General features: G+C 47.1%; 23 protein-coding genes and 2 pseudogenes. 18 read left to right on the top strand and 7 right to left on the bottom strand.

Translation table 11 applies throughout. From position 1 onward, the window contains the following. Positions 1-172: 172 nt before the first annotated feature. The 4 genes from LCF57_RS05130 to LCF57_RS05115 all read left to right on the top strand — a co-directional run bounded on the left by LCF57_RS05130 (position 173) and on the right by LCF57_RS05115 (position 4,632). The gene (locus LCF57_RS05130; protein WP_225999739.1) at positions 173-1,453 is read left to right on the top strand and encodes an ABC transporter substrate-binding protein; all 1,281 of its coding nucleotides are present in this window, start codon (positions 173-175) and stop codon (positions 1,451-1,453) included. A gap of 40 nt (positions 1,454-1,493) precedes the next feature. Continuing rightward, positions 1,494-2,378: a carbohydrate ABC transporter permease gene (locus tag LCF57_RS05125; RefSeq protein WP_225999738.1), complete on the top strand. Its 885-nt coding sequence runs from the start codon at positions 1,494-1,496 to the stop codon at positions 2,376-2,378. After that, a complete protein-coding gene (locus LCF57_RS05120) occupies positions 2,375-3,202 on the top strand; it encodes a carbohydrate ABC transporter permease (RefSeq protein WP_225999737.1) in 828 nt (275 codons plus the stop codon). Before LCF57_RS05125 ends, LCF57_RS05120 begins: the two co-directional genes overlap by 4 nt. A gap of 383 nt (positions 3,203-3,585) precedes the next feature. Beyond that, positions 3,586-4,632, top strand: a complete 1,047-nt coding sequence (locus LCF57_RS05115) for a hypothetical protein (RefSeq protein WP_225999736.1) — start codon at positions 3,586-3,588, stop codon at positions 4,630-4,632. A 210-nt stretch (positions 4,633-4,842) separates the two neighbouring features. Here the strand turns inward: LCF57_RS05115 and LCF57_RS05110 are convergent, their stop codons facing one another. Both LCF57_RS05110 and LCF57_RS05105 read right to left on the bottom strand, forming a co-directional pair. Further along, positions 4,843-8,142, bottom strand: a complete 3,300-nt coding sequence (locus LCF57_RS05110) for a DUF5695 domain-containing protein (RefSeq protein WP_225999735.1) — start codon at positions 8,140-8,142, stop codon at positions 4,843-4,845. Positions 8,143-8,270: 128 nt separating this feature from the next. Continuing rightward, a complete protein-coding gene (locus tag LCF57_RS05105) occupies positions 8,271-8,999 on the bottom strand; it encodes an HAD-IIB family hydrolase (RefSeq protein ID WP_225999734.1) in 729 nt (242 codons plus the stop codon). A 292-nt stretch (positions 9,000-9,291) separates the two neighbouring features. Between LCF57_RS05105 and LCF57_RS05100 the strand changes: the two genes are divergently transcribed. Next, positions 9,292-9,930 (top strand): pentapeptide repeat-containing protein, encoded by a 639-nt coding sequence (locus LCF57_RS05100; protein ID WP_225999733.1) that lies wholly within the window; start codon positions 9,292-9,294, stop codon positions 9,928-9,930. Positions 9,931-10,105: 175 nt separating this feature from the next. Here the strand turns inward: LCF57_RS05100 and LCF57_RS05095 are convergent, their stop codons facing one another. Next, the gene (locus tag LCF57_RS05095) at positions 10,106-11,635 is read right to left on the bottom strand and encodes a PLP-dependent aminotransferase family protein (protein ID WP_225999732.1); all 1,530 of its coding nucleotides are present in this window, start codon (positions 11,633-11,635) and stop codon (positions 10,106-10,108) included. 115 nt (positions 11,636-11,750) lie between these two features. On the opposite strand from LCF57_RS05095, the gene LCF57_RS05090 reads away from it, so the two are divergent. The 8 genes and pseudogenes from LCF57_RS05090 (at position 11,751) to LCF57_RS05055 (ending at position 17,557) form a co-directional block, all read left to right on the top strand. Beyond that, positions 11,751-12,362, top strand: a complete 612-nt coding sequence (locus LCF57_RS05090; RefSeq protein ID WP_225999731.1) for a pyridoxamine 5'-phosphate oxidase family protein — start codon at positions 11,751-11,753, stop codon at positions 12,360-12,362. A gap of 236 nt (positions 12,363-12,598) precedes the next feature. Beyond that, the gene (locus LCF57_RS05085) at positions 12,599-13,186 is read left to right on the top strand and encodes a TetR family transcriptional regulator (RefSeq protein ID WP_225999730.1); all 588 of its coding nucleotides are present in this window, start codon (positions 12,599-12,601) and stop codon (positions 13,184-13,186) included. A gap of 111 nt (positions 13,187-13,297) precedes the next feature. Further along, a complete protein-coding gene (locus LCF57_RS05080) occupies positions 13,298-13,399 on the top strand; it encodes a hypothetical protein (protein WP_023986941.1) in 102 nt (33 codons plus the stop codon). A gap of 348 nt (positions 13,400-13,747) precedes the next feature. Continuing rightward, positions 13,748-14,203, top strand: coding sequence for a MerR family transcriptional regulator (locus LCF57_RS05075; protein ID WP_225999729.1), 456 nt, complete (start codon positions 13,748-13,750; stop codon positions 14,201-14,203). 40 nt (positions 14,204-14,243) lie between these two features. Next, positions 14,244-15,473: an MFS transporter gene (locus LCF57_RS05070; RefSeq protein WP_225999728.1), complete on the top strand. Its 1,230-nt coding sequence runs from the start codon at positions 14,244-14,246 to the stop codon at positions 15,471-15,473. A gap of 26 nt (positions 15,474-15,499) precedes the next feature. Further along, positions 15,500-15,928, top strand: a complete 429-nt coding sequence (locus tag LCF57_RS05065) for a universal stress protein (protein ID WP_225999727.1) — start codon at positions 15,500-15,502, stop codon at positions 15,926-15,928. Positions 15,929-15,956: 28 nt separating this feature from the next. After that, positions 15,957-16,694 (top strand): annotated as a pseudogene (locus LCF57_RS05060) (aldehyde dehydrogenase family protein); the annotation flags it as partial. 296 nt (positions 16,695-16,990) lie between these two features. Continuing rightward, a complete protein-coding gene (locus tag LCF57_RS05055; protein ID WP_225999726.1) occupies positions 16,991-17,557 on the top strand; it encodes an NAD(P)H-dependent oxidoreductase in 567 nt (188 codons plus the stop codon). Positions 17,558-17,621: 64 nt separating this feature from the next. Here the strand turns inward: LCF57_RS05055 and LCF57_RS05050 are convergent. Then, a pseudogene (locus LCF57_RS05050) lies at positions 17,622-17,734 on the bottom strand (aldehyde dehydrogenase family protein); the annotation flags it as partial. 34 nt (positions 17,735-17,768) lie between these two features. On the opposite strand from LCF57_RS05050, the gene LCF57_RS05045 reads away from it, so the two are divergent. Then, a complete protein-coding gene (locus tag LCF57_RS05045) occupies positions 17,769-17,933 on the top strand; it encodes a hypothetical protein (protein ID WP_225999725.1) in 165 nt (54 codons plus the stop codon). A gap of 52 nt (positions 17,934-17,985) precedes the next feature. Here LCF57_RS05045 and LCF57_RS05040 read toward each other — a convergent pair whose 3' ends face one another. Next, positions 17,986-18,450, bottom strand: a complete 465-nt coding sequence (locus tag LCF57_RS05040) for an AbrB/MazE/SpoVT family DNA-binding domain-containing protein (protein WP_225999724.1) — start codon at positions 18,448-18,450, stop codon at positions 17,986-17,988. 217 nt (positions 18,451-18,667) lie between these two features. Between LCF57_RS05040 and LCF57_RS05035 the strand changes: the two genes are divergently transcribed. Together LCF57_RS05035 and LCF57_RS05030 are read left to right on the top strand one after the other, a co-directional pair. Beyond that, positions 18,668-19,036, top strand: a complete 369-nt coding sequence (locus LCF57_RS05035) for a MerR family transcriptional regulator (protein ID WP_225999723.1) — start codon at positions 18,668-18,670, stop codon at positions 19,034-19,036. Positions 19,037-19,261: 225 nt separating this feature from the next. Then, a complete protein-coding gene (locus LCF57_RS05030; RefSeq protein WP_225999722.1) occupies positions 19,262-20,026 on the top strand; it encodes a MerR family transcriptional regulator in 765 nt (254 codons plus the stop codon). Positions 20,027-20,132: 106 nt separating this feature from the next. Here the strand turns inward: LCF57_RS05030 and LCF57_RS05025 are convergent, their stop codons facing one another. Both LCF57_RS05025 and LCF57_RS05020 read right to left on the bottom strand, forming a co-directional pair. Then, positions 20,133-20,609 (bottom strand): hypothetical protein, encoded by a 477-nt coding sequence (locus LCF57_RS05025; protein ID WP_225999721.1) that lies wholly within the window; start codon positions 20,607-20,609, stop codon positions 20,133-20,135. Between the two features lie 90 nt (positions 20,610-20,699). After that, positions 20,700-21,179 carry a GAF domain-containing protein gene (locus LCF57_RS05020; protein ID WP_225999720.1) on the bottom strand — a complete coding sequence of 160 codons (480 nt, stop codon included), beginning with the start codon at positions 21,177-21,179 and terminating at the stop codon, positions 20,700-20,702. A 220-nt stretch (positions 21,180-21,399) separates the two neighbouring features. Here LCF57_RS05020 and LCF57_RS05015 point away from each other — a divergent pair, with 220 nt between their 5' ends. Both LCF57_RS05015 and LCF57_RS05010 read left to right on the top strand, forming a co-directional pair. Then, positions 21,400-22,425, top strand: coding sequence for a hypothetical protein (locus tag LCF57_RS05015; RefSeq protein ID WP_225999719.1), 1,026 nt, complete (start codon positions 21,400-21,402; stop codon positions 22,423-22,425). Between the two features lie 96 nt (positions 22,426-22,521). Beyond that, positions 22,522-22,821, top strand: a complete 300-nt coding sequence (locus LCF57_RS05010; RefSeq protein WP_225999718.1) for a hypothetical protein — start codon at positions 22,522-22,524, stop codon at positions 22,819-22,821. Positions 22,822-23,080 lie beyond the last annotated feature (259 nt).

The following is a 23,080-nucleotide window of genomic DNA, read 5'->3' as shown; positions in this document are numbered from 1 at the left end:
AAAAAAATCCAACTCAACAGGCTAATGGTGTCCAATGGCAGAAGTGACCTCCCACCCTATAATGAAAGCGTATACAAAAAGAGTAATACAAAGGATTCAGTCTCTACGAAGCTCAACCTAGAGCATGAATGGAGGTTGACCGTTATTTCCAACTTAGGGGAGGTCATTTTGCATGAAATTATGGAAAGGTGTATTGAGCACGATGCTGGTTGGTACGTTGTTGGCCGGGTGCGGAGCAAATTCTTCAGGCAGTGACAGCAGTGGTTCCGGTGGAGACGGTAAAACAGTGAATCTCAAAATGTTTATTGCCCAGCCCCGCTTGAAGGAGCACTACGATAAATACATTAACGCGTTCGTAGCGAAAGAGAAGAAAGATAAGAATATCGACGTTACGGTGCAACTGGAGATGCCGCCTGCCGACAATGCCGCACAAATTTTGAAGACGAGACTTGCATCCAACGATGCGCCGGATGTGTTCGCGCTGCATGCGGTGAATGAAATTCCTCCGTTTTATAAAGCGGGTTATTTGGAGGACTTGTCCGGTCAGCCGTTTGTCAGCAAATTAATGGATAGTGTGAAGCCTTCGGTGACGACCAAAGACGGCAAGGTTGTGGCGGTCCCTTTGGAAACGATTTCATGGGGCTACTTGTACAATAAAAAAATATTTAAGGATTTGGGTTTGAAGCCACCGGGAACGTTGACTGAAATGAAGGCTGTGGTCGAGAAGTTGAAAGCGAATAATGTGAAGCCGTTCCTGTTGTCCTACAAGGAATCCTGGATTCCACAGCTATTCGTGCCATTGACAGCAGGTGCGATGATGAACACACAGAATAAGGATTTTATCGACCGGATGAATCAGGATAAAGGTTCTTTTGCTGAAATGAAGAGCATGTTCGACATTATCGACCTGGTCAACAGCAACGGCACAGACAAGGCGCTGGAAATTGGCGGGGATGACGGATCGGCGGCCTTCGCTTCGGGCAAAGCAGCCATGTGGATTCAAGGGCCGTGGTTTGCGGAAACGATTTTGAAATCTAATCCGAATATGGACTTTGGGGTAGCTCCTTTGCCGATCAACGATGATCCGAATGCAACCTTGATCAATCTGTCCACTTCGACTTCGCTGGCTGTATCCTCCACAAGCAAAAACAAGGAGGTTGCGCTCGATTTTGTCAACTATGTGCTGGACGACAAGGATTCCAGCGCGTTCTATGAGGCATTGAAATTTAACCCGATCTCCAAAGTGCATACGTTCAAAAGCTATCCTTGGGTCAATGACGCTACCGCATATGTGAAAGCAGGCAAATCGTATCAAGACCCATCCATCCCGCAAGCGGTCAAGGACGAGGCAGGCAAATCGCTTCAATCCTACTACGCGGGCCAGCTCTCGCAGGATGACGTGATTAAGGCGCTGGATAAGGCATGGAAATCGTATAACAAAGTGAACAAGTAACGGGTAGCCTACAGGAATACATCAGGAGGGGGGAGACTCCATGCCTTTTAAAATCTACAAAAAATATGTGATGCTGCTGGCATTTACCGCTCCGGCGCTGATCTTTTATGCCATTTTTCTGCTCATTCCGACGATCAGCGGCATGTATTACAGCTTCACAGACTGGAATGGACTGAATCCGAATTACAGCTTTCTTGGCTTGGGGAACTTTATAGAGGCGTTGAAGGAAGACCCCGATTTTCTCAATTCCCTTTGGTTCACGCTCAAATATGTATTGGTCATGATTGTGCTGCAAAATGTGCTGGCATTGGTGCTGGCTGTGCTCATCGAGTCGCGTACGCGTTCTAAAGGATTTTTCCGAACGATATTTTTTATGCCCAATATGATTAGTACTATTATTAGTGCCTTTATGTGGACGTTCGTTTTTTCCTCCGTGCTGCCGCAGATTGCCGAAAAGACGGCTATCGCCTTTTTAGGTCAATCGTGGCTGGGCGATCCGAAGGTATCCTTCTTTTCCATCATTATTGTCTCGCTCTGGAATGGTGTCGGGTATATGATGATCATTTATCTAGCTGCACTTCAGGGTGTACCACAAAGCTTGAAGGAGGCCGCTATTATTGACGGGGCCAACGCATTTCAGACATTACGAAGCGTGACGCTGCCGATGATTACCCATGCCATTACAATCTGCTTTTTCCTGACGCTGAACGGTGCCTTCAAAGTGTATGAGGTCGTCTACGGATTAACTGGCGGGGGGCCGGGACGCAGTACGCAGGTGATTACGATGAACATTTATGAGGAGGCATTCTCCAACAACTTCCGTTACGGTTATGCGAGCGCCAAATCCGTTATTTTATTCGCTATCGTTCTGATCTTCACGCTGATCCAGCTGCGTGTCATGAAGAAGAAGGAGGTGGAGGCATGAGGCTGAAAAAAGCCAATTCCTTGCTGATTACGTTGCTGCTGTGCGTGGGCGCAGTGGTGTCCTTCTTCCCCATCTATATGGCGGTGATTAATTCATTTAAAACGCAGGGTGAAATGTTTGCATCCTTTACGGCGCTGCCGACGAGGCTTCACTTTGAAAATTACAGTCAGGCTTTTCACCAGACCCATTTGCTGAACAGTGCGCTTAATTCCACAATTATTTCTTTTATCGGAATAGGCGGTATCGTGATTTGTTCGGCGCTGGCGGGCTACAAGCTGTCGCGTACACGGGGAAAAATGAGCAGTGCGATCTTCTTCCTGTTTGTCGCCTCCATGCTGGTTCCGTTTCACTCCATTATGATACCGCTTACACGAATGGCGAAGGATTTGTCCGTCCAAGGCAGTACGTATGGTCTGGCACTGATCTATATCGGTTTGGGTGTCAATATGGCCATCTTTTTGTATCACGGGTTCGTCAAATCCATTCCGCGTGAGCTGGAAGAATCGGCACAAATGGACGGCTGCAATGAGTTCCAAACCTTCTTTCGCATTATATTTCCTTTGCTGCTGCCGATCACTGTCACGATTGCTATTTTGGATTTTCTGTGGATTTGGAACGACTTTTTACTTCCGTTGTTGATGCTGACGGATGTGAACCACTACACCCTGATTCTATCGACGAATATGCTGTTTGGCGAGTACAACAAGGATTGGTCGCTCATTCTGGCTGCACTTGTATTGACCTCTATTCCAGTCATCCTGATCTATGCATTCTTTCAAAAATTCATCATGGAGGGGATCGCGGAAGGAGCGGTTAAGGGCTAGAAGCCTCTTCCTGCAATAAAAGTTTCCAGGCGAACACAAGCACCGGGTACAGCAGCATTTGGCTGTTCTGTGCCATGATTACCTAAAGAAATAGCCGTGTACAAATGACACGGCTATTTTTTATGTCTAAAGTTTTAAATTTTAATGGGCTACTTATATTCCCAAGAGTTGGATGAAGGGCTGTTTGACCTTAAACTTGTTGTTTACCAATGTAACCCTCTGGAAATCAGCTAATCTTACGGCGGTTGGTAGCGCAGCGGTTCAATTGAATCTGGAGAAGCGTAATCCTAAGAATCCCACTGCAACAGCGATCGTAAGATCAAATGGAACGCGTAGCGGTCTTAGCCATACAATATTTCATCTGAATGCAAAAGGGGATGATAATGTTGGCTACCTTCTCGGCCGCCCTTCAAGTGAAAAAGCGGATGGCCAAGCGCGTATTAAAATTATCCGGTGTTCACGGTATTGGCGTAGGGTACAAAGACCCTGCTCATCCCAAAAAGGGAGCCGCTGTCATTGTGTATACAGACCGGCTGGCTTCGGCCTCCACCGGACTCCTGTCCGCCACAGCATTGGGCAAGAAAACGAATGTCCCTGTCCGGATTGTAAAAACCGGAAAGATTAGAGCCAATGCAACGGATTACAGGGCGCGCATACGCCCGGTCGTCGCCGGCTACAGTGTCGGAACGATTGAAGGCTCCGGGACAACCGGATTGATCGTTGCGCCAACTGGAGCGCCGGCCACACGGTATCTTTTCAGCAACAACCATGTCCTTAATCCCTCCAATACAGACAATCGGGAGGCTACGATTCAGCCGGGTGGAGCCGATGGGGGAACGGTTACCCAGGATCGTATTGGGCGGCTGTATCGTTACGTACGCTTGAATCCAAGCGGAACGAACCTGATTGATACGGCGCTTTCCCTGCCGACCAGCAATAGCTTGCTCAGTCCGCGTTACGCCACAGTAGGAGCGGTTCCGGGCCATGTGACTGCTTATCGTGTGGGAGAAAGATTTAAGAAGGTAGGGCGTACGACCGGGCGGGTCAATGGCACGGTAGAGTCTGTCTATACGGACCTGCAAATCAATTATGGCGGAAGCCTGGGGCTGCTGACCTTCGAGGACCAGACGGTCATCAGAGGCACGACTCCTGTATCGCTGCCCGGAGATTCCGGCTCTGTCTGGCTCAGACAGTCGGATAATTATGCAGCTGCGGTCAACTATGCAGGCACGGCAGATGGTCGTCTATCCATTGCCTTCCCGGTGCAGTGGTTCATGCAGGTGTTCAACACACGGGTAGCCCGCCCCAACGGGGCAGGCAGGGTACTCACGGTAGATACAGGCTCTTCTCCTCGTTCCTATACAAGGCAGCTCACCAGTGAGGAGCTGGCTCGCTTAAGACCGAGAACGACGCGCATTAGAAAGAGCTAAAAGACCGGTAGATGGAAAAGCTGCTTTCCTGCAATCCAAATCGTAAAGCTGCGTATGAACGGTGGAGGGAATCTGGCACCGGACGCCGTTCATTGCATAGCCTGAGTGTTCACGATGTCAGTTCTTTAGAGCATAAATCTTTCACGATACCAATAGTTCACATTACAAATCATTCACAGGCTAAAAAGTTAAGGGCATGAAATGCTCGTTCTAATCGGCTCCTTCGGCATATGAATCGGCTCCCATAGGATGAGCATTAACGGTGCTGCTTGCTGAGGCCAGGCCCCGGATTTCCTGAGCAGTCAACGCTCTGTTGTAAATGATCAGCTCGTCTACCGCACCGTTCAGATAGGGATCATCGAACTGCGATTTACCAATATAGTTCCGGGCTGTCAGTCCAAGGCTGGACGGCCTCAATGTCATATTGGCGTTACGCGTCGCCTCCACACCATCCACATACATCATCGCAGTCGTGCCTGACAGAGTCACGGCCACATGCTTCCACACACCTGTCGCCAGTTCCGGGGCATTCAACTGCTGCTCATCCCCGTTCCCCGAGACGGTGATGGCAAAGCGCATACCTGTCCCTTCGGCCTTAGGGGTCAAAAACATATACCGATCCGTTCCTGCTCCGAAATCAAACAGGCGAGCCCAGCCGTTATGCGTGTTCACTCGTACCCACGCTGCAATCGTAAAGTCATTTAGGCTGCTAACTAGACCGAAGGGGAGACTGGCATAGGCGTCTGTGCCGTTGAAGTGCAGCGCGTTGCCCTTCCGTCCGGGACCCCATGAGCCGCCATATACACTGGCCTGCTGCCCATAACCCGATGAATCGGCTGCAGTAGATCCGATCGTTTCGTTAAATTCATACCGGGCTATAATGTCTTCGGTGGGACCCGGATTGCCGGTGCCTAACTGAATACGAATATCGTAGCTGGCAGCCGTCCCGATATTCAGTTTGATCGTGGCTGCGGAGCTGTTAGCAGCCGTGACAGAGCCGGTCTTCGCGCCGTCTACGAGCACGTCATACGTACCGGCCGCGAGTCCGGTCATCGTCACAACAGTAGTATGAGCGGTGCCTGGTGTCGTATTTTTCAACGTCAAGCGGACGTTGTTTCTGGACTTGGACACGATAGCCAGACTATATTGGTCCCGGTCCAGCTCCAGACTCAGCTTTTGGGTGATCAGATGCAGACGTTGGAATACGCCGTCCTTCGGAGTAATCGTATAGCTGTTATTGCTTTCCGCAACGTCGCAGCCATAGCCGAACAAGCCGAATATCGGATCGACAGCAACATCCGAGCTTAGTACCTTAATGGCTCCAAACAGTCCCAGATCCGCTTCCCCGGACATGCCGCGCCATCCGTTAAAGAGGGGACCGCCGTCCAGACCAAGAGCGCCATAATTGCCCTTGCCCGCCTGATACGTCCACGATACCGCCCCGATATTGGCAGGATCAGAGCTGATCTGTCCTGAGTTAATCGCCCCGATGTTCGCCAGCTTGGCTGCATAGGACAAGCGTTGGTCTACTTCGGGCTTGGACGAATAACGGCGTGTCCAGTCGTCCATCGCATAGCCCGCCAGCGAGGTGGTGTACTGGAAGTTCCACCAATTCTCCCCGGTAATGGTGACCGGATCGGCGTAATAGTACCAGACAGGCATATGACCGCGTGCGGCGCGCGTTTTGGCATTGATTTTGCTCATCATCGTCGTGTTGTTGTTCATTTTGGCGAGTGTATATACCGCTTCTTCGCCTGTATTGTCGTAATTGTACTCGGAGCCGTAGGGATAGGTGGTGTTTTTGAAATTGTTGTACTTGGTAGCCATTTTGGCAAGCAGGTCGTTGGCCTCGGTGGTCAAGCCTTCTTCCTGAAGCGCTTTGATGATATCCGGTGTGGTCAGCTCACCCATGAGTCCGGTATTCCAGTTATAAGCGACAGGGCCTTCATACAATGCCTTGAAAATACGATACGCACGCAGTAAATACGTGTTTTTGCTGTTACGGTAACTGATCAGATTGGGATATAGCTTGGCGAGTTTATACATACTGAAAAACGTGTTGTAAATGTGTGGATAGGCATAGCCGCGGTATGTCGGTGTCGTATTAGGCTGCGGCATCAGGAAATCTGGAACCAGATAATCGGTATGATGGCCTTCCATCAGATTCGTCCAGATGGCCACCTCCAGATAATCATCGACCGCCTTGATCTCAGATGCCACAGGCTTCTGGACATTTTTCTCCGCCAGAAACTGGCCGTGTGTCAAGCCCCAATCATCACCCCAGCCCCAGTAGCCTGCAAAGCTGTTGCGCTTGGCTTTATACTGCATCATCCAATCGTCAAACACTTTGTCCCGCAGATCGCCCGGCACATTCCATTGTGTGCTGTTGACCATGAAGGTAGAGTGGCGTTGGAGCGCAGCATCGACAGGCTCGATGGCATAGAACTGAAGGACCGTTTTTTCGCCGTTGCCGTAGATCACAGTTATATTGTTGTGTCCCAGTCGACCGAGCTTAAGTTCATATATTTTATGGTTTGTGGGGGCTGTTTCCAGATAGGTGATGGTGGTTTCGGACGGGTACTGTGCAGTAACAGAGGTAATGGATTTGCTGGTATGCAGATCAAATTTCGCTTTGAGATTGGTGGGGACAATCATGCCAGGAACGACAGTCACATCCACATGACCCTCGCTGTATAGCCTGTCCTTTACATCCTGCTCGTCCGCTACCTTAAAAAATTTAAAGGCATATGTTTTGCTTTCACCCGGAGCCAGCGACAGGCTGGTGCTCCCGAGATAGCCGCGGTTAGTGCTCTTAATGACATTGGAATGAATATAGAATACATTCAGTCCCTCGGCCCAACCGCCTTGGTCCATCGCCCATGTGCTGCCGGGATGCTCCTCGACTCTCCAGTGGTCCTGATATTCCAGACCCGCACCCGTAGAGCCATCAGGAATAAGTAATAAATACGGCCCGATACCGCTAGGCCGTCCAGCGGTAATAAAGGAGCTATTATTCCCTACAAAGGAGTGGGAGAGTACCCTTGTTTCATAGATTTGTTCGTTATTACCGCCGGACCAAAATTCGTTGAAAGGAAGCGGCAGCCCCCAATCTCCGATGTCCAGCGTTTGATTAGAGGTATTCGTTACTTTCATTTGCCAATGTAAATAGTCGTTAACCAATGAATAGGTTTCATGTAAAGTGAAATTACGTATTCCCTGAGAATTGGACGAATTTTGATAGGACACCTGAACACTGTTGCCGGAAGAGGTGATTTTGCGGACATCAGCAGAATTACTTGTCCATGCCCGCATCCACGTCCCGTTACCAAGACGATATGTGAACATAAGCTCACCCAGCCACTGATGATCCGGCGTATTTTGATTAGGTGCGTTGGAGCTGTTCATGACATAATTCGTATTGAATGTGTCTCCTACTATGCGTAAGGAAGAGATATCGCCGTAATCTCCTACCGAGACGGAGAATACTTGATTAGATAGCTGCACTGCCATTCTATCAACCTCCTTAAAAAGGTTCGTGAGCGTACTCTCACATCGTTAATATATGTAAAGAGAAATGCTTTTGCTACCCTATGAGTAGAGATTGATAGGAAATAGATTCATATATGCTTCTATTCACGTTATCCATATTGATATGATAATTCCTTAATTTTCCTAGCCACATTTGCAGCTGCTATAGTTTCATTGGCATACATCGAAATCGGATGATGTCCCACACAAACACTGTAAATCGCTTGTTCAAATAATACTCTATCGTTTGCATCATTTCCAAAAGCAATATACTCAGTAATACCCAATTGATCTAATCCTTTTGCTTTATCCATACCGGACGGACTAATATCAATCAATACCTCTGTATGGTGTTCAAATAAAGACACGTTCATCAATTGTAATAGATTCATTACCTTATCTGTTGGGGAAAACATAACTATCTTTGAAATGCCGTTTAATTGATGTAGCTGTTTATTGCTGGCCGTTTTTAAGGGATCGATATTTTGATAAATGGAATGATGTTCATCCCCTGTATAGCTATAATCCCAATCGCTATCCGCCAAGTATTGCAGGTTGTGTGTCAGCGCGATTTCAACCAGCTGTGCCTGTACTTCGTTTGGAAAATAGGTAACGCCGATTTTGTGATCTGCATAAGTGAACGCCCCATTACCCCCAACCATCCGAAAATGATGATATTCCTTTGGTAAAATGGGTAATAAATCGCGAATCGGTCTTGCGGATGCAAAAATGACTTCATGTCCTTGCTGTATACATGCATCTAAAGCGTGACAAACCTGCTCATCTAGCGGTTGGCCTTTAAAACAAATGGTTCCATCCAAATCAAAAACAAAGTTCATATGCCTCACCTCTACTTATACATATAAAAGGCTTCTGGTAAAATGAGAAGGACAGATGTCCCGGAGGTAATCAATGAATATTCAAAAAGCTTGCGAACAGTTCCGAATTCCGATACCTTTGTCTGTACGGCCTTTGTGCAAATGGCTCACAGTTTCTCCTCAAGCCACCTTCTTCAAGCAGGGGATGAGATTACAGGACTCTACTTATTAATCGAGGGAAGATATTATGTAACAGCAGCTACAAAGTTCGGTTTGGCGTGTGCTGGTATCCGTGCTCAAGAGATGAGGTATTATGAAAATTAAAATGGAGTTACCGAAGATTCCTGCGGATTTACCGATATTAAATGAAGAAATGTATTCCGTACGATCCAAAGATGAACTTCGTATGGGGTCTGTAGAGGATATGATTTTGGATAATATGGATGCAGTTAAGGTTTCTTTGGACAAGATGACCTTTAAAAATGTAACCATCATGGAATCGTCATTGCCGGAAAGTGAATGGACAGATGTCATTTTTGATAAATGTGATCTGTCTAATGTTCATCTGTCCGGGTCTTTTATTCACCGGGTAGAGTTCAGAAATTGTAAATTGCTTGGCACTGACTTTTCCAGAAGCAGACTCCAAAACGTTCGTTTTGTGGATTGCTTGGGGGATTATTCGGTGTTTCGGTTTTCCAATTTCAAGCAGGTTGGTTTTGAGGATTGTTCATTGATGAGCGCCGACCTTTATCATCTGACGCTACAGAAAACCTTTTTTACCCGTTGTAATCTGGATCAGGCGATGCTGTCGGGGTCCAAGCTCAATGGGGTTGATTTGAGCGATTGTGAATTCGATGGATTGCAGGTAGATATAGAAGACTTGAATGGCTGCATGATCTCGCCGCATCAAGCTTCCTCTTTTGTGGGACTGCTGGGACTAGTCATTAAATAAGGGGGACTTATTATGGTTCAGTATAAGGAAGAGCTGATTCGTTGGAAGAAGTCATGACCAGCGAATGCCGTTTTATCGAATGTGATTTCCAAGGGACACGGATGGATCAAGACCAGGCGTTAGCGTTCTTGCGTTCATATGGCGCAAAGGTCGATTGAGGACCTTTTAACTGCTTCTAGTTCTCTGCGTGGTACTGATGTTTAATACGGTCCCAAGCCTGGCGCAGACGCTTAATTCCTTCGATAATTTGCTGTTCCGTTAAATGGGCAAAGATAAAGCAGGCAGCAGGGGGGCCTGGGGTCAGCTGGTAATCGGCGGCATCCCGCCATGTAACTCCGTAACCCTGTGCTGTCCGCATCAAATGATGATATGGAGCACGCTCATGCTTCCAGATGGCATAGGCATGTAGTCCACAATCGCTCTGATGCCATTGAAACAGTTCACTCAGTTGCTGCATTTCGCGCTGGAACACGTCGTAGCGTGATCTGTATATGCGGGTCATCCGCCGCAAATGGCGAGCATAGTCGCCGCGCATCATAAAACGTGCCAGTGCACGTTGCTCTAGACGGGCAGGAGGCAGGGGATCATATAGCCGTTTGGCAGCTGTCAGCGCTTGGGCCAGTGCAGCAGGCAGGATCGCATAGCCAAGTCGAAGGCTGCTGAACATGCTTTTGGAAAAGGAACCGACATAGATTACGCAATCTGCCTGATCCAATGCTTTTAAGGGTTCAACGGGTCGTCCGGCCCAGCGGAATTCACTGTCATAATCGTCCTCGATAATCCAGGCACCTCGGGATATCGCCCATTGTAAAATACGCTGACGACGTGCCAGTGGCAAAACAGCACCGGTCGGGAACTGTCGTCCCGGCGTAACAAACAGTAGCTTGGAATCCCAATCCTGTGGGATTATTCCTTGCTGATCCAGTTCAGCAGCCTGAATCTGTCCGCCCGAGGCCATAACTGCTCGATAAATTCCGGAATAACAAGGATTTTCCAATATAATTGTATCCTGTTCATCAATAAGCAGTTGGCATAACAGGGTAATCACTTCCATAGAGCCACTGCATAAAACGACTTGGTCTGGATGGGTCGTAATCCCGCGTGTTCTACCAACATGCTGGCAAATCGCTTCACGTAGCCATTCATCGCCATTGACCGGCGCAGTCGCCGAGTCCGACGAAGGCTTTTGCAGGTCTTTGCCAGCGGCAGCCATGGCACTTTTCCATGCGAGCTGTGAGCTGCCCTCCAATACGACTTCTCCTGCTTGAAAAGATATCAAAGGCTGTTGTGCATCGTCTCTCTCTTCAGCAGAAGCAGAAGATGACAGTAATTCCCGTTCCCTTTCCAGCTGCATGATTCGTTGTCCCCAGGCTGACAGAGCGGGGGCTTTTTGCTTTATAAAAGGTGGATTCTGGTTCTGCTGGCCGATTTGAGATGGGTTCGGCAGCATTGCTGTCTGCTCAATAACAAAGGTTCCTCTGCCTACCGCCGCTTCTACATATCCTTCTGCCAACAGCATATCGTATGCTTCGGCAACACTGCCACGCGAAATTTCATACATCCTAGCCAGATCACGACTGGAGGGCAGGCGCGTACCGCCAGCAAGGGAACCGTTAAGAATCCCATCCCGGAGAGCGTGATACAATGCCAAATATTTATGATGATATTTTTGAATAGCACGCTGGTAAGCAATTGTAATATCCATACCCTGCTCCTTCTATTGGACTACTTATTTTCGTTCAAATTGGATCTTTTTATGAATCCATTTTCAACATAATCTGAAATGTATCGTTGGTCAATAGAAGGAAGGAGAGTTAATCATGAGAAGAAAAGAATTTACCGTGGCAGAAGAAGAGGAAATAGAGCAATTTCTGAGCGAGGTCAGTTTCGGATTCTTAGGTCTCAACAGCGAGGATGGTTTTCCGCGTGTGGTTCCCTTGAATTTTGCTTACGGAAATGGCGTTTTTTATATTCATGGCAGCCGTGCCGGAGAGAAGATGGAACGGATGAAGGATGATAACCGGGTCACATTTTCCGCTGCCAAGGAGTATGCGTTGATTCCGTCTTATTTTACAGACGAGCATATGGCATGTCCGGCGACTGCTTTTTTTAAAAGCGTTACCGTGCGTGGTCATGCGGAATTTGTAGTTGATCTGGAAGAAAAAGCGGCGGCATTTTCCATTTTTATGAACAAGCTGCAGCCGGAAGGCGGCTATGACACTATTGATGCCAGTGATCCTCGGTATGCTTCACGTCTGAAAGGGGTCGCTTTGATCAAAATCGTACCGGATGAATGGACAGCCAAGTTTAAATTCGGTCAGAATGTCAAAGGTCAGGAGCGTCAGCAGATCGTGGATGGCTTGCAAAAACGGGGGCTGGATAATGATCTGGCCACGATTGAAATGATGCGCAAATATTGTCCCCATCACTGAGATAATTCTTCTACTCCGTTTCTACGTTCATTCTTGATTTAGGACGATTTATTCCTGCTCGCTCATGGCCTAACGGGTTAAATATATATTAAAGAAGTAGCCCTTAACTTTCAAAGTCTTCGTTTCATCTGTATTAGGACTTTTGAAGGACAGGTATATATCATTCTCAGGCCCGTTGTTCTTACTGCAAAGGAACCTTATAATACGATAGATTTATGGAGTAAGGGGGCAAGACCGTGAAGAGAGCGGGAATCAGAAGTCGGGAAAGTCGACGGTTGTTACTGGAAGCGGGGGCTGAAGAGTTCGCTCAAACGGGTTTTTATCAGACAAAGGTAAGCTCAATTGCGGCACGTGCAGGATTAACGCAGCCGGATTTTTATATTCATTTTGAAAGCAAGGAACAGATTTATGAGGAGCTTGTCGAGAGCTTCCGTGCTTTGGTGAACGAGACGGCGCAAAGCATGAAGGTGGAGCCTGACCAGAGTAAAGCTGAAATTTTGAAACGGGGACAGGTATTTCTGGAAGCTATTTTTCGTATGCTGTCCCATAATCCTGCGATGACCCGTGTTGGATTTTACCAGGCGGCCGACTCGGTGCGGATTAAGGCGGAAATGGCTGAGCATATCAAAAAGCATTTGCTGGCGGCACAACGATGGGGTTCTTGCCGTGAGGAACTGGACCCTGAATTGACAGCAGAATGCGTCACCGGCTTGATTGAACGGCTGACGTTAACCCAATTGCTGCCTGGACGCGAAAGCCCATCTGTGCTTGCCAAACAAGCACGCAACCTGCTGTATCGCGGTATGCTGGCATCTGAAGGATAACGCAGCTACAGCATAGATCTATAATTGGGCGATCGGCGCGGCATTTGTCCCTATCATGGATAACGGCATATGCATAATATGCTTTTGTAAACCACGAAGGGAGGAATCAGCATGTCTGGAGTAGGCGCTGGTTATGGAGCTTTTACATCCACAGGAGCGATTCTGGTACTTTTCATCCTGCTTGTTATTATCTCCAAAGCATTTATCATCTGATTCACAGCTCAAGATTTCAAATTCGGGCGATTTGCTGTCAACAGAGAGGAGGAATTTGAAATGGGTGAAGTAGATAGAGGTTGTTGCGGTTATAACATGTGGACTTCTACTGGTGTTATTCTGGTTCTCTTCATTTTGCTGGTTATCATCACTCGGACTTGTTTCATCTAGTGCTGCATTCATGGGCTTGAGCACCGATGCTTCGGGTCTATGACCATGTAAAGCCATATAAGCCGGAACAGAACCGCCTTGAACAGAGGCGGTTTTTTTGTTTTCCAAAGTTAACGTTGACGTTAACGTCATATAAGCGTAATATTTATATATAAAATTTTTCATAAGGTGGGTGTCATGGTCACGTATAAAATTGATGAGGTCGCCAAGCAAAGCGGTCTAACGAAGCGAACCATTCGTTATTATGAGGAAATCGGTTTGTTGCCCTCCCCGCAGCGCAGCGAAGGTAATATGAGGCTGTATACGCAGGAGGATGTGGATTTGCTTAAAAAAATAGTGAGTGCCAAGGAAGTGCTTGGTTTCTCTCTGCAAGAGCTACAGCGTTACATGTCCGCAGCGGAGATGCTCAAGGGTCAACGGGAGGAATATCGCGAACGTACGAATCATTTGCAACCTGCTGAGCGTCGGGCCATGCTGGTGGATATGGAGGTCACCCTGAACGAACAGTTGGAGATGATGGAGGAGAAAATCAACAGCATCCGCATGCTCCAGACTGAGCTGGAGGAGCTACGCGTGAGGGTTCGTGAACGGAAGGCTCTGCTTGATGAGGAGCTTGGCAGCGACCCGTCATAACGAGGAATATTTATAATCAGATTTGGAGGTCACATCATTCATGAGTTCTCAACGCGTATTACCTGATGAGCTAAAAGTCCCTGATGGGTTAAAAAAACAGTCAGGCTTGTTGTCTCAGCCTAGAGCTGTCTGGGCGGTCGCCTTTGCCTGTGTTATTTCATTTATGGGTTTGGGCCTGGTCGATCCGATTCTTTCGGCCATTGCTGATCAGCTTCATGCGACTAAAAGCCAGGTGTCGTTGCTGTTCACCAGCTATAATCTGGTGACCGGTGTTGCGATGCTGATTACGGGCGTCGTGTCCAGTCGACTGGGAGTCAAATGGACACTGCTGACCGGAATTTTGTTTATTATTGTATTTGCCGGACTGGGCGGCACCGCCAATACGGTGGGTGGAATTGTAGGCTACCGGGCAGGCTGGGGGCTGGGGAACGCCTTATTTATTGCCACAGCGCTGTCTGCGATTGTAGGTCTGTCCACCTCGGGAACAGCCAAAGCCATTATTTTATATGAGGCCGCACTGGGGCTTGGGATTTCTGTTGGCCCATTGCTCGGCGGTGAGTTAGGCTCCATCTCCTGGCGCGGTCCGTTTTTTGGTGTTGCTGCACTGATGGTTGTGGGATTTTTGTTCATTACGTTTATGCTGCCTTCGATTCCGAAGCCTAAAAAGCGCGGGTCGCTTGCCGATCCGTTCAAAGCGCTCAGTTATCCGGCCTTGTTCACGCTCGGTATTGTGGCGTTGTTATATAATTTTGGATTTTTTACATTGATGGCGTACTCTCCATATGTAATGCATTTGGATGAGCATGGTCTGGGTTATGTATTTTTTGGCTGGGGGATTATGCTGGCCTTTACCTCGGTGTTTGTAGCACCCAAGATTCAAGCACGCTTTAGCGTGGTATCTTCCATTAGTGTCATGCTGACGCTGTTTGCCCTTGATCTAGGTGTTATGGCGGTCGGGACAGTGGCAGGCTCGCCAGCAACGGTCATTGTCGCGGTCATTGTTGCGGGGATTTTTCTGGGGATCAACAATACATTGATTACAACCGCTGTGATGCAGGCCGCTCCGGTAGAGCGCTCGACAGCATCTGCCGCATACAGCTTTATGCGCTTTCTGGGCGGTGCAATCTCGCCATGGCTTGCCGGGAAGCTGTCAGAGTGGTATACAGCAGAAACTCCGTTTTATTTTGGTGCATTGATGGTCCTGATTGGTGTAGCAGTTCTGATCATACGACGTCGACATATGCAAAATATTCAGATTGATGCACACTAAGACTGAACTTCCGAGGAGGAAAGAGTATGAGCGAATACAAACATATTCTGGTCGCGATTGACGGCTCAGAGCACGCGATGAAGGCGCTGGAAGCAGCCAAAACGTTGTCCAAACAGCTTCAGGGAGAGCCGCATCTGACTGTATTGCACGTAAATCCGTCTTTATCCATGAATGAGCCTCCGGTTGGAATAGACGTGGATGAGCGGATTGAGGAGGAGGGACGTCATATTCTGGAGCCTGCCTCCGACTACTTGAAGGAAGAGGGCATCTCTTACCGCATGCTGGCGGGTCATGGTGACCCGGCGAGTGTCATTTGCGAAAGTGCAAATCAGGAAAAGGTAGATCTGATTATTATAGGAACACGGGGAAAAGGGCTGGTTTCGGAAATGATATTGGGCAGTGTTAGTCATCATGTGATCCAGCATGCCCCTTGTCCTGTATTGACAGTGAAATAAATCTGAATAGAGAGAGGAGGATATTAGCATGCAGCAGCATTTATTTATAAAGGGTAAATGGCAAGCAGCTCAAGCGTATACAACATTAAAATCACCGTACTCCGGGGAGTTCATTGCTGAGGTGGCAGAGGCAACCGCAGAGGATGTCAATGCTGCTATTCAGGCCGCATCCGACGCACGTGCAGAGATGCGGGCCATGCCGGCGCACCAGCGCTCAGCCATTTTGGAGAAGCTGGCTGACCTGCTGGAGGAGCGGCGCGCTGAGGCCGCGCGTATCATTGCACGCGAAGCGTCCAAACCCTGGAAGGCTGCGCTGGCAGAGGTTGACCGAACGGTGCAAACCTACAAGTTTGCAGCCGAGGAAGCCAAGCGGATTCACGGGGAAACCATCCCGCTGGATGCCGCACCGGGCGGTGAGGGCCGTATGGCCTATACGCTTAAGGAGCCCGTCGGTGTGGTCGGAGCCATCACACCCTTTAACTTCCCGATGAACCTGGTCGCCCACAAGGTTGGCCCTGCACTCGCGGCAGGTAATACGGTCGTATTGAAGCCTGCCGAGCAGACCCCGCTGTCGGCTTACCTGATCGCAGAGCTGCTCGAGCAGGCCGGCTTGCCTGTCGGCGCACTTAACGTAATCAGCGGCGATGGCAAAACCATCGGCGATGTGCTTGTCACCGATCCGCGCGTCAGCTATATTACCTTTACCGGAAGTCCGGCAGTCGGCACGGAAATTCGCTCTAAGGCTGGCCTGAAGCGGGTCACAGTCATATCAATGCCTTGAATACGAATGCCTACCGAGGATTTGAATAGCTGAAGCCCCTGTTCTGCCATCTAGTCAGAGCGTCGCACGAGCTTTTATCTAAAGTTGAACAAAGCACTTGCAAAGTGAAAAAGAATATAATATACTGAGGCCAATCAATTAGTAATTGATCAATCACTAACATGATTTATGTGAATATTCAAAGAACAATAATTTACAACGTAGAGCATTCCATTTTTTTAAAGTCATGTAATTGATCGATCACTAATTAAAATATTTTGACCAAAATGGAGGGAAATACAATGAATCATCTTATTCTTTACGCACATCCATCTCAAGAAAGCTTTAATTATGCGATTTTGACCACAGCGGTTGAGGGACTAAAGCAAAAAGGGCACGATGTGGTTGTTCGCGACCTCTATGCGATTGACTTTCAACCTGCAGTCAGCAGCAGTGAGATCATTGGGAAAATCGGTGAAGATATTGTACAGGAACAGGAATATTTGCAGTGGGCAGAGGTGATCACCTTTATTTATCCTATTTGGTGGACGGGGATGCCAGCCATCATGAAGGGCTATATTGACCGCGTGTTCTCCTACGGATTTGCATACAAATATGTAAATGGGGTACAAATGGGACTGCTGAAGGGGAAAAAAGCGATTATCCTCAATACGCAAGGAAAATCGCATGCGGAATATGCCAAAATTGGCATGGATCAAGCACTCCGCTTGACCTCAGACAAAGGAATATTTGAATATTGTGGACTTGATGTCATGTATCATATATTCTTCGAATCGGTGCTCCAATCGGATGAGCATACACGCAAGGGTTGGCTTTGCCAAATTGCAGACATGGCCAGCAAAGCGTAATTAAGAGTGGCATAATCCAGTTATTAACCGCCAATACCAGCCGACCCAACGCCTCCAAAAGGCATTTTCCCCAAATAATACGCTTGGCTGCAATCTCGATATTCGCGGATGAATCCACACTTACGGTGCTTTTCCCCCAAGTTCGAGGGTGACAGGCACCAGATTTTTGTCCGCTGCTCTAGCCGAAACTTAACATTGGGGTATGACCATTGTGAAAAAATTGACGATGCTGCTTGAAAACAAAGAGCCACCGGGTACAGGGGTTTCGCCTGTAAAAGTTCCGGTGGTTCTTTATGCCCAGTATGAAATTATTTCCATGGGCGTCTATGGCTTTTGTCGGTTAGCTATGGTGACGCGTATCACGGTTCAAAAGTAGCTGTGCATGATGAAATCTCTGATGTAGACCTATGTAGGGTAGCAAGCTGCAGTTATAGCATTTTTTTGAGCTGGGATATACGGGCTTGGGAAACCTCAAGTATTTTGGCATATTCGTGCTGTGCTGCATTAGGGTGCTTTTGCATTAATTCTTTCAGGCTTTCGAGCATCTGTTGTGTCGATCGGCGCAGCCTCTTGGACTCCCTATTAGTGCGATCCCCGCTGGAGAAAGCTGATTTGGCCGGCCTTATCATGGGACTAAGATTCGTGCCACTCTTTAAACTTTCAATACATTCCTCGCAAATAAAGCTGTCTCTAAAATAAGTCAGCTGCTCTGTTGAACCACACATTTTGCACGTCACCCCGGTATATTTTCGTAGGGCGAGAATACCGGTTTCCTCATCTGCAAAAATCTCAACAGGATCACCTACATTGTAATCCATAGAAATTCGCATTTCTTTGGGGATGACGATACGGCCTAACGCATCTAGGGGACGTGTCATACCTGTACTTTTCAAATGATAACCTCCTTTTTTTATATCCTTATAATACTAAATGGAGAGGATAAAAAAGAATAGGCTTAGAGGAGCAATCGCATATATTAAGTAAACTGTTGAAAAGTATACAATTATATTCCATAATATGTTTTGTTTTTTTGCACTCTTTTCTATGAAAACATATACTTATGGCTAAAGCTGACTTTAAGAGAGTAGAAGAACGAGGAGGGAATTAACCGTGTACTCCATCAGAGAAGTTGAAATCAAGAGTGGATTGCCTGCATCAACACTTCGTTATTATGAAAAAGAGGGGATATTGCCTGATGTTGGTCGGGATGAAGGCGGAAGAAGAGTATATACAGATAAACAAATCGACTGGATTAGGTTCCTTATGGCTATGAAAGATACCGGGATGACGATTGAAGAGATTAAGGCATATCTTGTGCTTAATGCAAAAGGCGAAGCTACCATACATGAGAGAAGAGAGCTTCTCGTAGCCCATAAGAAAAAGGTAGAAGAACATATGGCCCAAACGCAGAGCAATTTGGAGAAAATCATTCAGAAGATAGCTTATTATGATCATGTAGTTATGGGAAAAAGCTTGTAACCTCATACGCGTCCCAGACAGCGTACATAGTATTTTGTACCTGCTTGGGATCACCGATGAGGTAAACCTCGGAAACCTCATTTTGGATGTCTTGCAGCTCGTGGGTTCATGAGGGACGGTTCATCACACGCTTAACGGGTAAAAGGTAATACCAAGGCAATAATGCGGGGTTGACTCTCACGCTACGTGAGGCTGTAGACTGTGAAACAAGGGAGGTGAAGCGGAATGGCTTATACGGTGAAGGAAGTATCCGCTCTGTCGGGTATCAGCGTACGAACATTGCATTATTATGATGAAATCGGATTGCTGAAACCGCATCATGTCGGAAAAAATGGATACCGCTATTATGAACAGGAACAATTGCTGAGGCTCCAGCAAATCATGGTATACAGGGAACTGGAATTGCCTTTATCCGAAATTGGAAATTTGCTAGAGCAAACCAAGGGAAAAACGGCCGAGGTTTTGCAGGAGCATCGAAGCAAGATCCAGGACAAAGTCTTCCGCTTGCATACTCTCCTACAGACCATCGACCAAACGGTGGCTCATTTGAAAGGAGAACGAACAATGCAACCTGAGCATATGTACCATGGGTTTGACCCGGAAAAGCAGGAAATATATGAACGTGATCTGACGGAACGTTATGGTCATGGGGCTGAGGGAAAAATTCAGGAGAGCAAAACAGCGACGAAGAACTGGACCAAGGACGATTATTTGGATTCCCAGGCAGAGGTGGATCAAATTCATCGGCAGTTGGCAGAAGCGATGAATATGGGATTAAAGCATAGCAGTGAAGAAGTACAGGCTATGATCCGCCGCCATCTCCAATGGGTAAGCCGATTCTATACACCTACAGCTGAGATTTATAGCGGGCTGGGAGACTTGTATGTGGAGCATGAGGACTTCAGAAAAATGTATGAAGGGTATAGACCTGGACTGGCAGAGTATTTGCGAGACGGGATGAAGGTGCTGGCCGAACGTGAATTAAGCTAACTCGACAGCTGGTGGAAAAGGTTGCGAGAAGAAGTGTATAAAGGGATGAACAGCAAGCTGAGATTTAATGGCTTGCTGTTCATCCCTTTCGTGTGTAAAGCCTTCTTTACATACTGCCGTGTGTCGTTCTCATCCCTTGCTGGCTGTTGCTTCCGTAGTGTTGCATGTTACCACTGGTTGCATACTGTTGCCCACTCGTACCCATATGTTGCGGGAAGCTGTGACTCATGTGGCTTCCTGGACCATAGGAGGATGGCTGCATACTGCGGGAAGCATAGTTATCACCAAATCCAGGCTGAGTCATTTGGCTGCTGGAGCGGATGGTGTTTTCCAACTGACTACACAATTGAATAACTTGTTGGTATTGCTGCATAGCTTTTTGGTGGTCCTGGATTGCGGTTTGGATCATTTGAGCCGCATTACGTTCACGTTGCACCAGGCTTTCAAGGCTGGATGCATTTTGTTGCTCTTGTTGCAGCAACTGCTGATACATGGCAGTTCCTTGCTGTGTTTGCTGTACCAATTGCTGAATAATTTGTTCACATTGATGAAGTTGTTGTTGTGGAGCCATGCTGCTGTACATTGATCATCAATCTCCTTCGCCGGGTAGTTTTAGGTTGTAAGACCCTCATATATTGTGGCAAAGGAAGAACATATATATGCACAATTTTGGTTACAGGCTGGACACCAGTATAGACGTAAATTCCTCTAGGAATACACGATCTTCGTGGTCAAAGCGGCCTTTTAGCGGGCTGTCAATGTCCAGCACTCCAATCAGTTTTTCGTTCTTGATCAGGGGGATCACGATTTCGCTATTGGAAGCAGCGTCACAGGCGATATGTCCTGGAAATGCATGCACATCGTCAATGACAAGCGTTCTTCGTTCTACTGCGGCTGTACCGCATACGCCACGCCCCAGTGGAATCCGTATACATGCGGGTAAGCCCTGGAAAGGACCGAGTACAAGCTCGGTGCCATCATAAAGATAGAAGCCGCTCCAGTTAATATCGGGCAGAAAATGACCTAGTAGCGCAGACGCGTTCGCTAGATTGGCAATGGTATTGGATTCATCGTGAACAAGTGCACGGAGTTGTCCGAGAACGGATTCGAATTGTTCCTGACGAGTACCTTCGTAAGGGATAGCTTGAAACATGTAGAGTCCACGCTCCTAACATTGATTTTTACATGATCTGTTCTATATATTACCAATAACAGGTAATTATTCAAATGACTTTTACCATTGGTTAATTAATTTAAGATATAACGATTGTATACATTCAGTCAAGAGGAAAATCCATCTGTAACCTTTTGATCATATCCGTACTCTAACCTTTGTACACCATAATTTTAGGAAAGAACAGGAGTTGTTTAATATGAAAAAGGTATGTTACACACTTGGCTTAGTGGTCGTAGCCAGCTTGATTCTGACAGCTGTTCCTATGTCTGTAGCACATGGTGCCTCAGTAAAAAATATCCAATCCACACAAATGGCAACAGGAGCATCATCCCTACAGGGAGTGGATGCTAAAATTGTGCAAAAATCACAAGCATACTTAAAGAATGTGACAGGCAAAAGTTACACGTTTAGCGGAGCAAAAAAATGGAGTATAGATAACGACAGCGGTTGGGATTTCAGCATTAAAGGTGTTGAGCACAGTCAAGTCATGGTGACCAAGACTGGTGAATTAGAACGTATCTATGTAGATCAATCCTGGGGAGAACTCAAGGATAGCTACAAGCAGCAACTTCAAGCCGCATTCAAAAACGTTCTCCAGGAACCGGAAGCAAGTAAAACACCGGAAAAAGTAAATATTTCAGTGGATAAAAGCCCGAAATATCCTAAGGGTGCAGTAGATTTATATACAAAAATTGATAATAACATTATTATTCTGCGGGAGGGTAAAGTACTGCGCACAATAAAGCTGCTTGCCAAGCAGGAGATTGATGAAAATGCACTGAAGGCAGCAAGCGGTGTCTTCGCTGGTCTGGAGGGTGTAAAGCAGGGGACGCTAGTTGAACCAAGCCAGTTGATCACTGCGAATGGAAAAACCGTATATAGCCTGGTGTTTGGAACTGGAGCGAGTCAGGTGTTTGTGAATGTCGAAAAGGGTACGAATAAAGTAACCAAGGTTGCGGCATATGAATTACAGGATTCGGTTGCTAATTATAAAGAAGCATTCAAAAAAATGAAATCATATAGCGAGGCTCAACTGCTGAAAAATGCAGCCGGGCATTCCAAGGAGCTTTTGAAGGTTGACCTGACTGGCTATAAAGCGACTTTGGACCCTCAAATGACGGCAGTCGTTCATTTTACGAAAAGCGGATCGCCGGCTCTAATCGGTTCCTACAATTCGAAAGGCCAATTTTATGAACTGGAATTTAAGGAATATAGAGAGTAATTCCGCAAGGGCTGTCCCTTATCTGTTTCCGGCTTGTTTACTATGGGTAAAAACAGTATAACGTTGTTGACCTTAAGCCGGGAAGGAGGTAGAGCCATGCATGCAGATGTTCAAAACTTGTTTATCCGTATCCAGATGCTTTCCTATGCACAGCAAAACGATCTGACGGTAAGAGATATTCAACCAGTATTGGAAGAGCGCGGTTACCGCGTAGGAGAACGTGAGGTCAAGCAGGAGCTTGAGAACCTGACGCAGGAAAACTTTCTGACACCGCATGATGATTTGTTCAGCATTACCGGCGCGGGAATCGATGAATTACAGGAAATTCAGTCGATGCTGGGCGTATTGTACAAGGATGTTGTAAAGAAACCGACGCGCGCCACTACCCGTGTCTAATCCTAAAGGCAGAGGAACACAGAAAAATCCGTGCGGAAGACCAGCTTTTAAATGGTTTGATTCATAAAATAAAGGTAGCCCTTCTCATTCCTAATTCTAGGAACAGGAGGGCTAATTTTGTATATAAAAAAGTATCTCAACCTTAAAGAAGGTTGTCAGGCTGTCGAGAAAGTCTCGACAGCTTTTTTTATGTTGATTTTGTTTAAGACGACACCGCGTTAATGTTGTATAATATAGGTAACTATTGTATAGAACGGAC

The organism is Paenibacillus sp. BJ-4, from assembly GCF_020404765.1.
Taxonomy (GTDB): Bacteria; Bacillota; Bacilli; order Paenibacillales; family Paenibacillaceae; genus Paenibacillus.
This window is presented reverse-complemented; position numbering and strand designations above follow the sequence as displayed.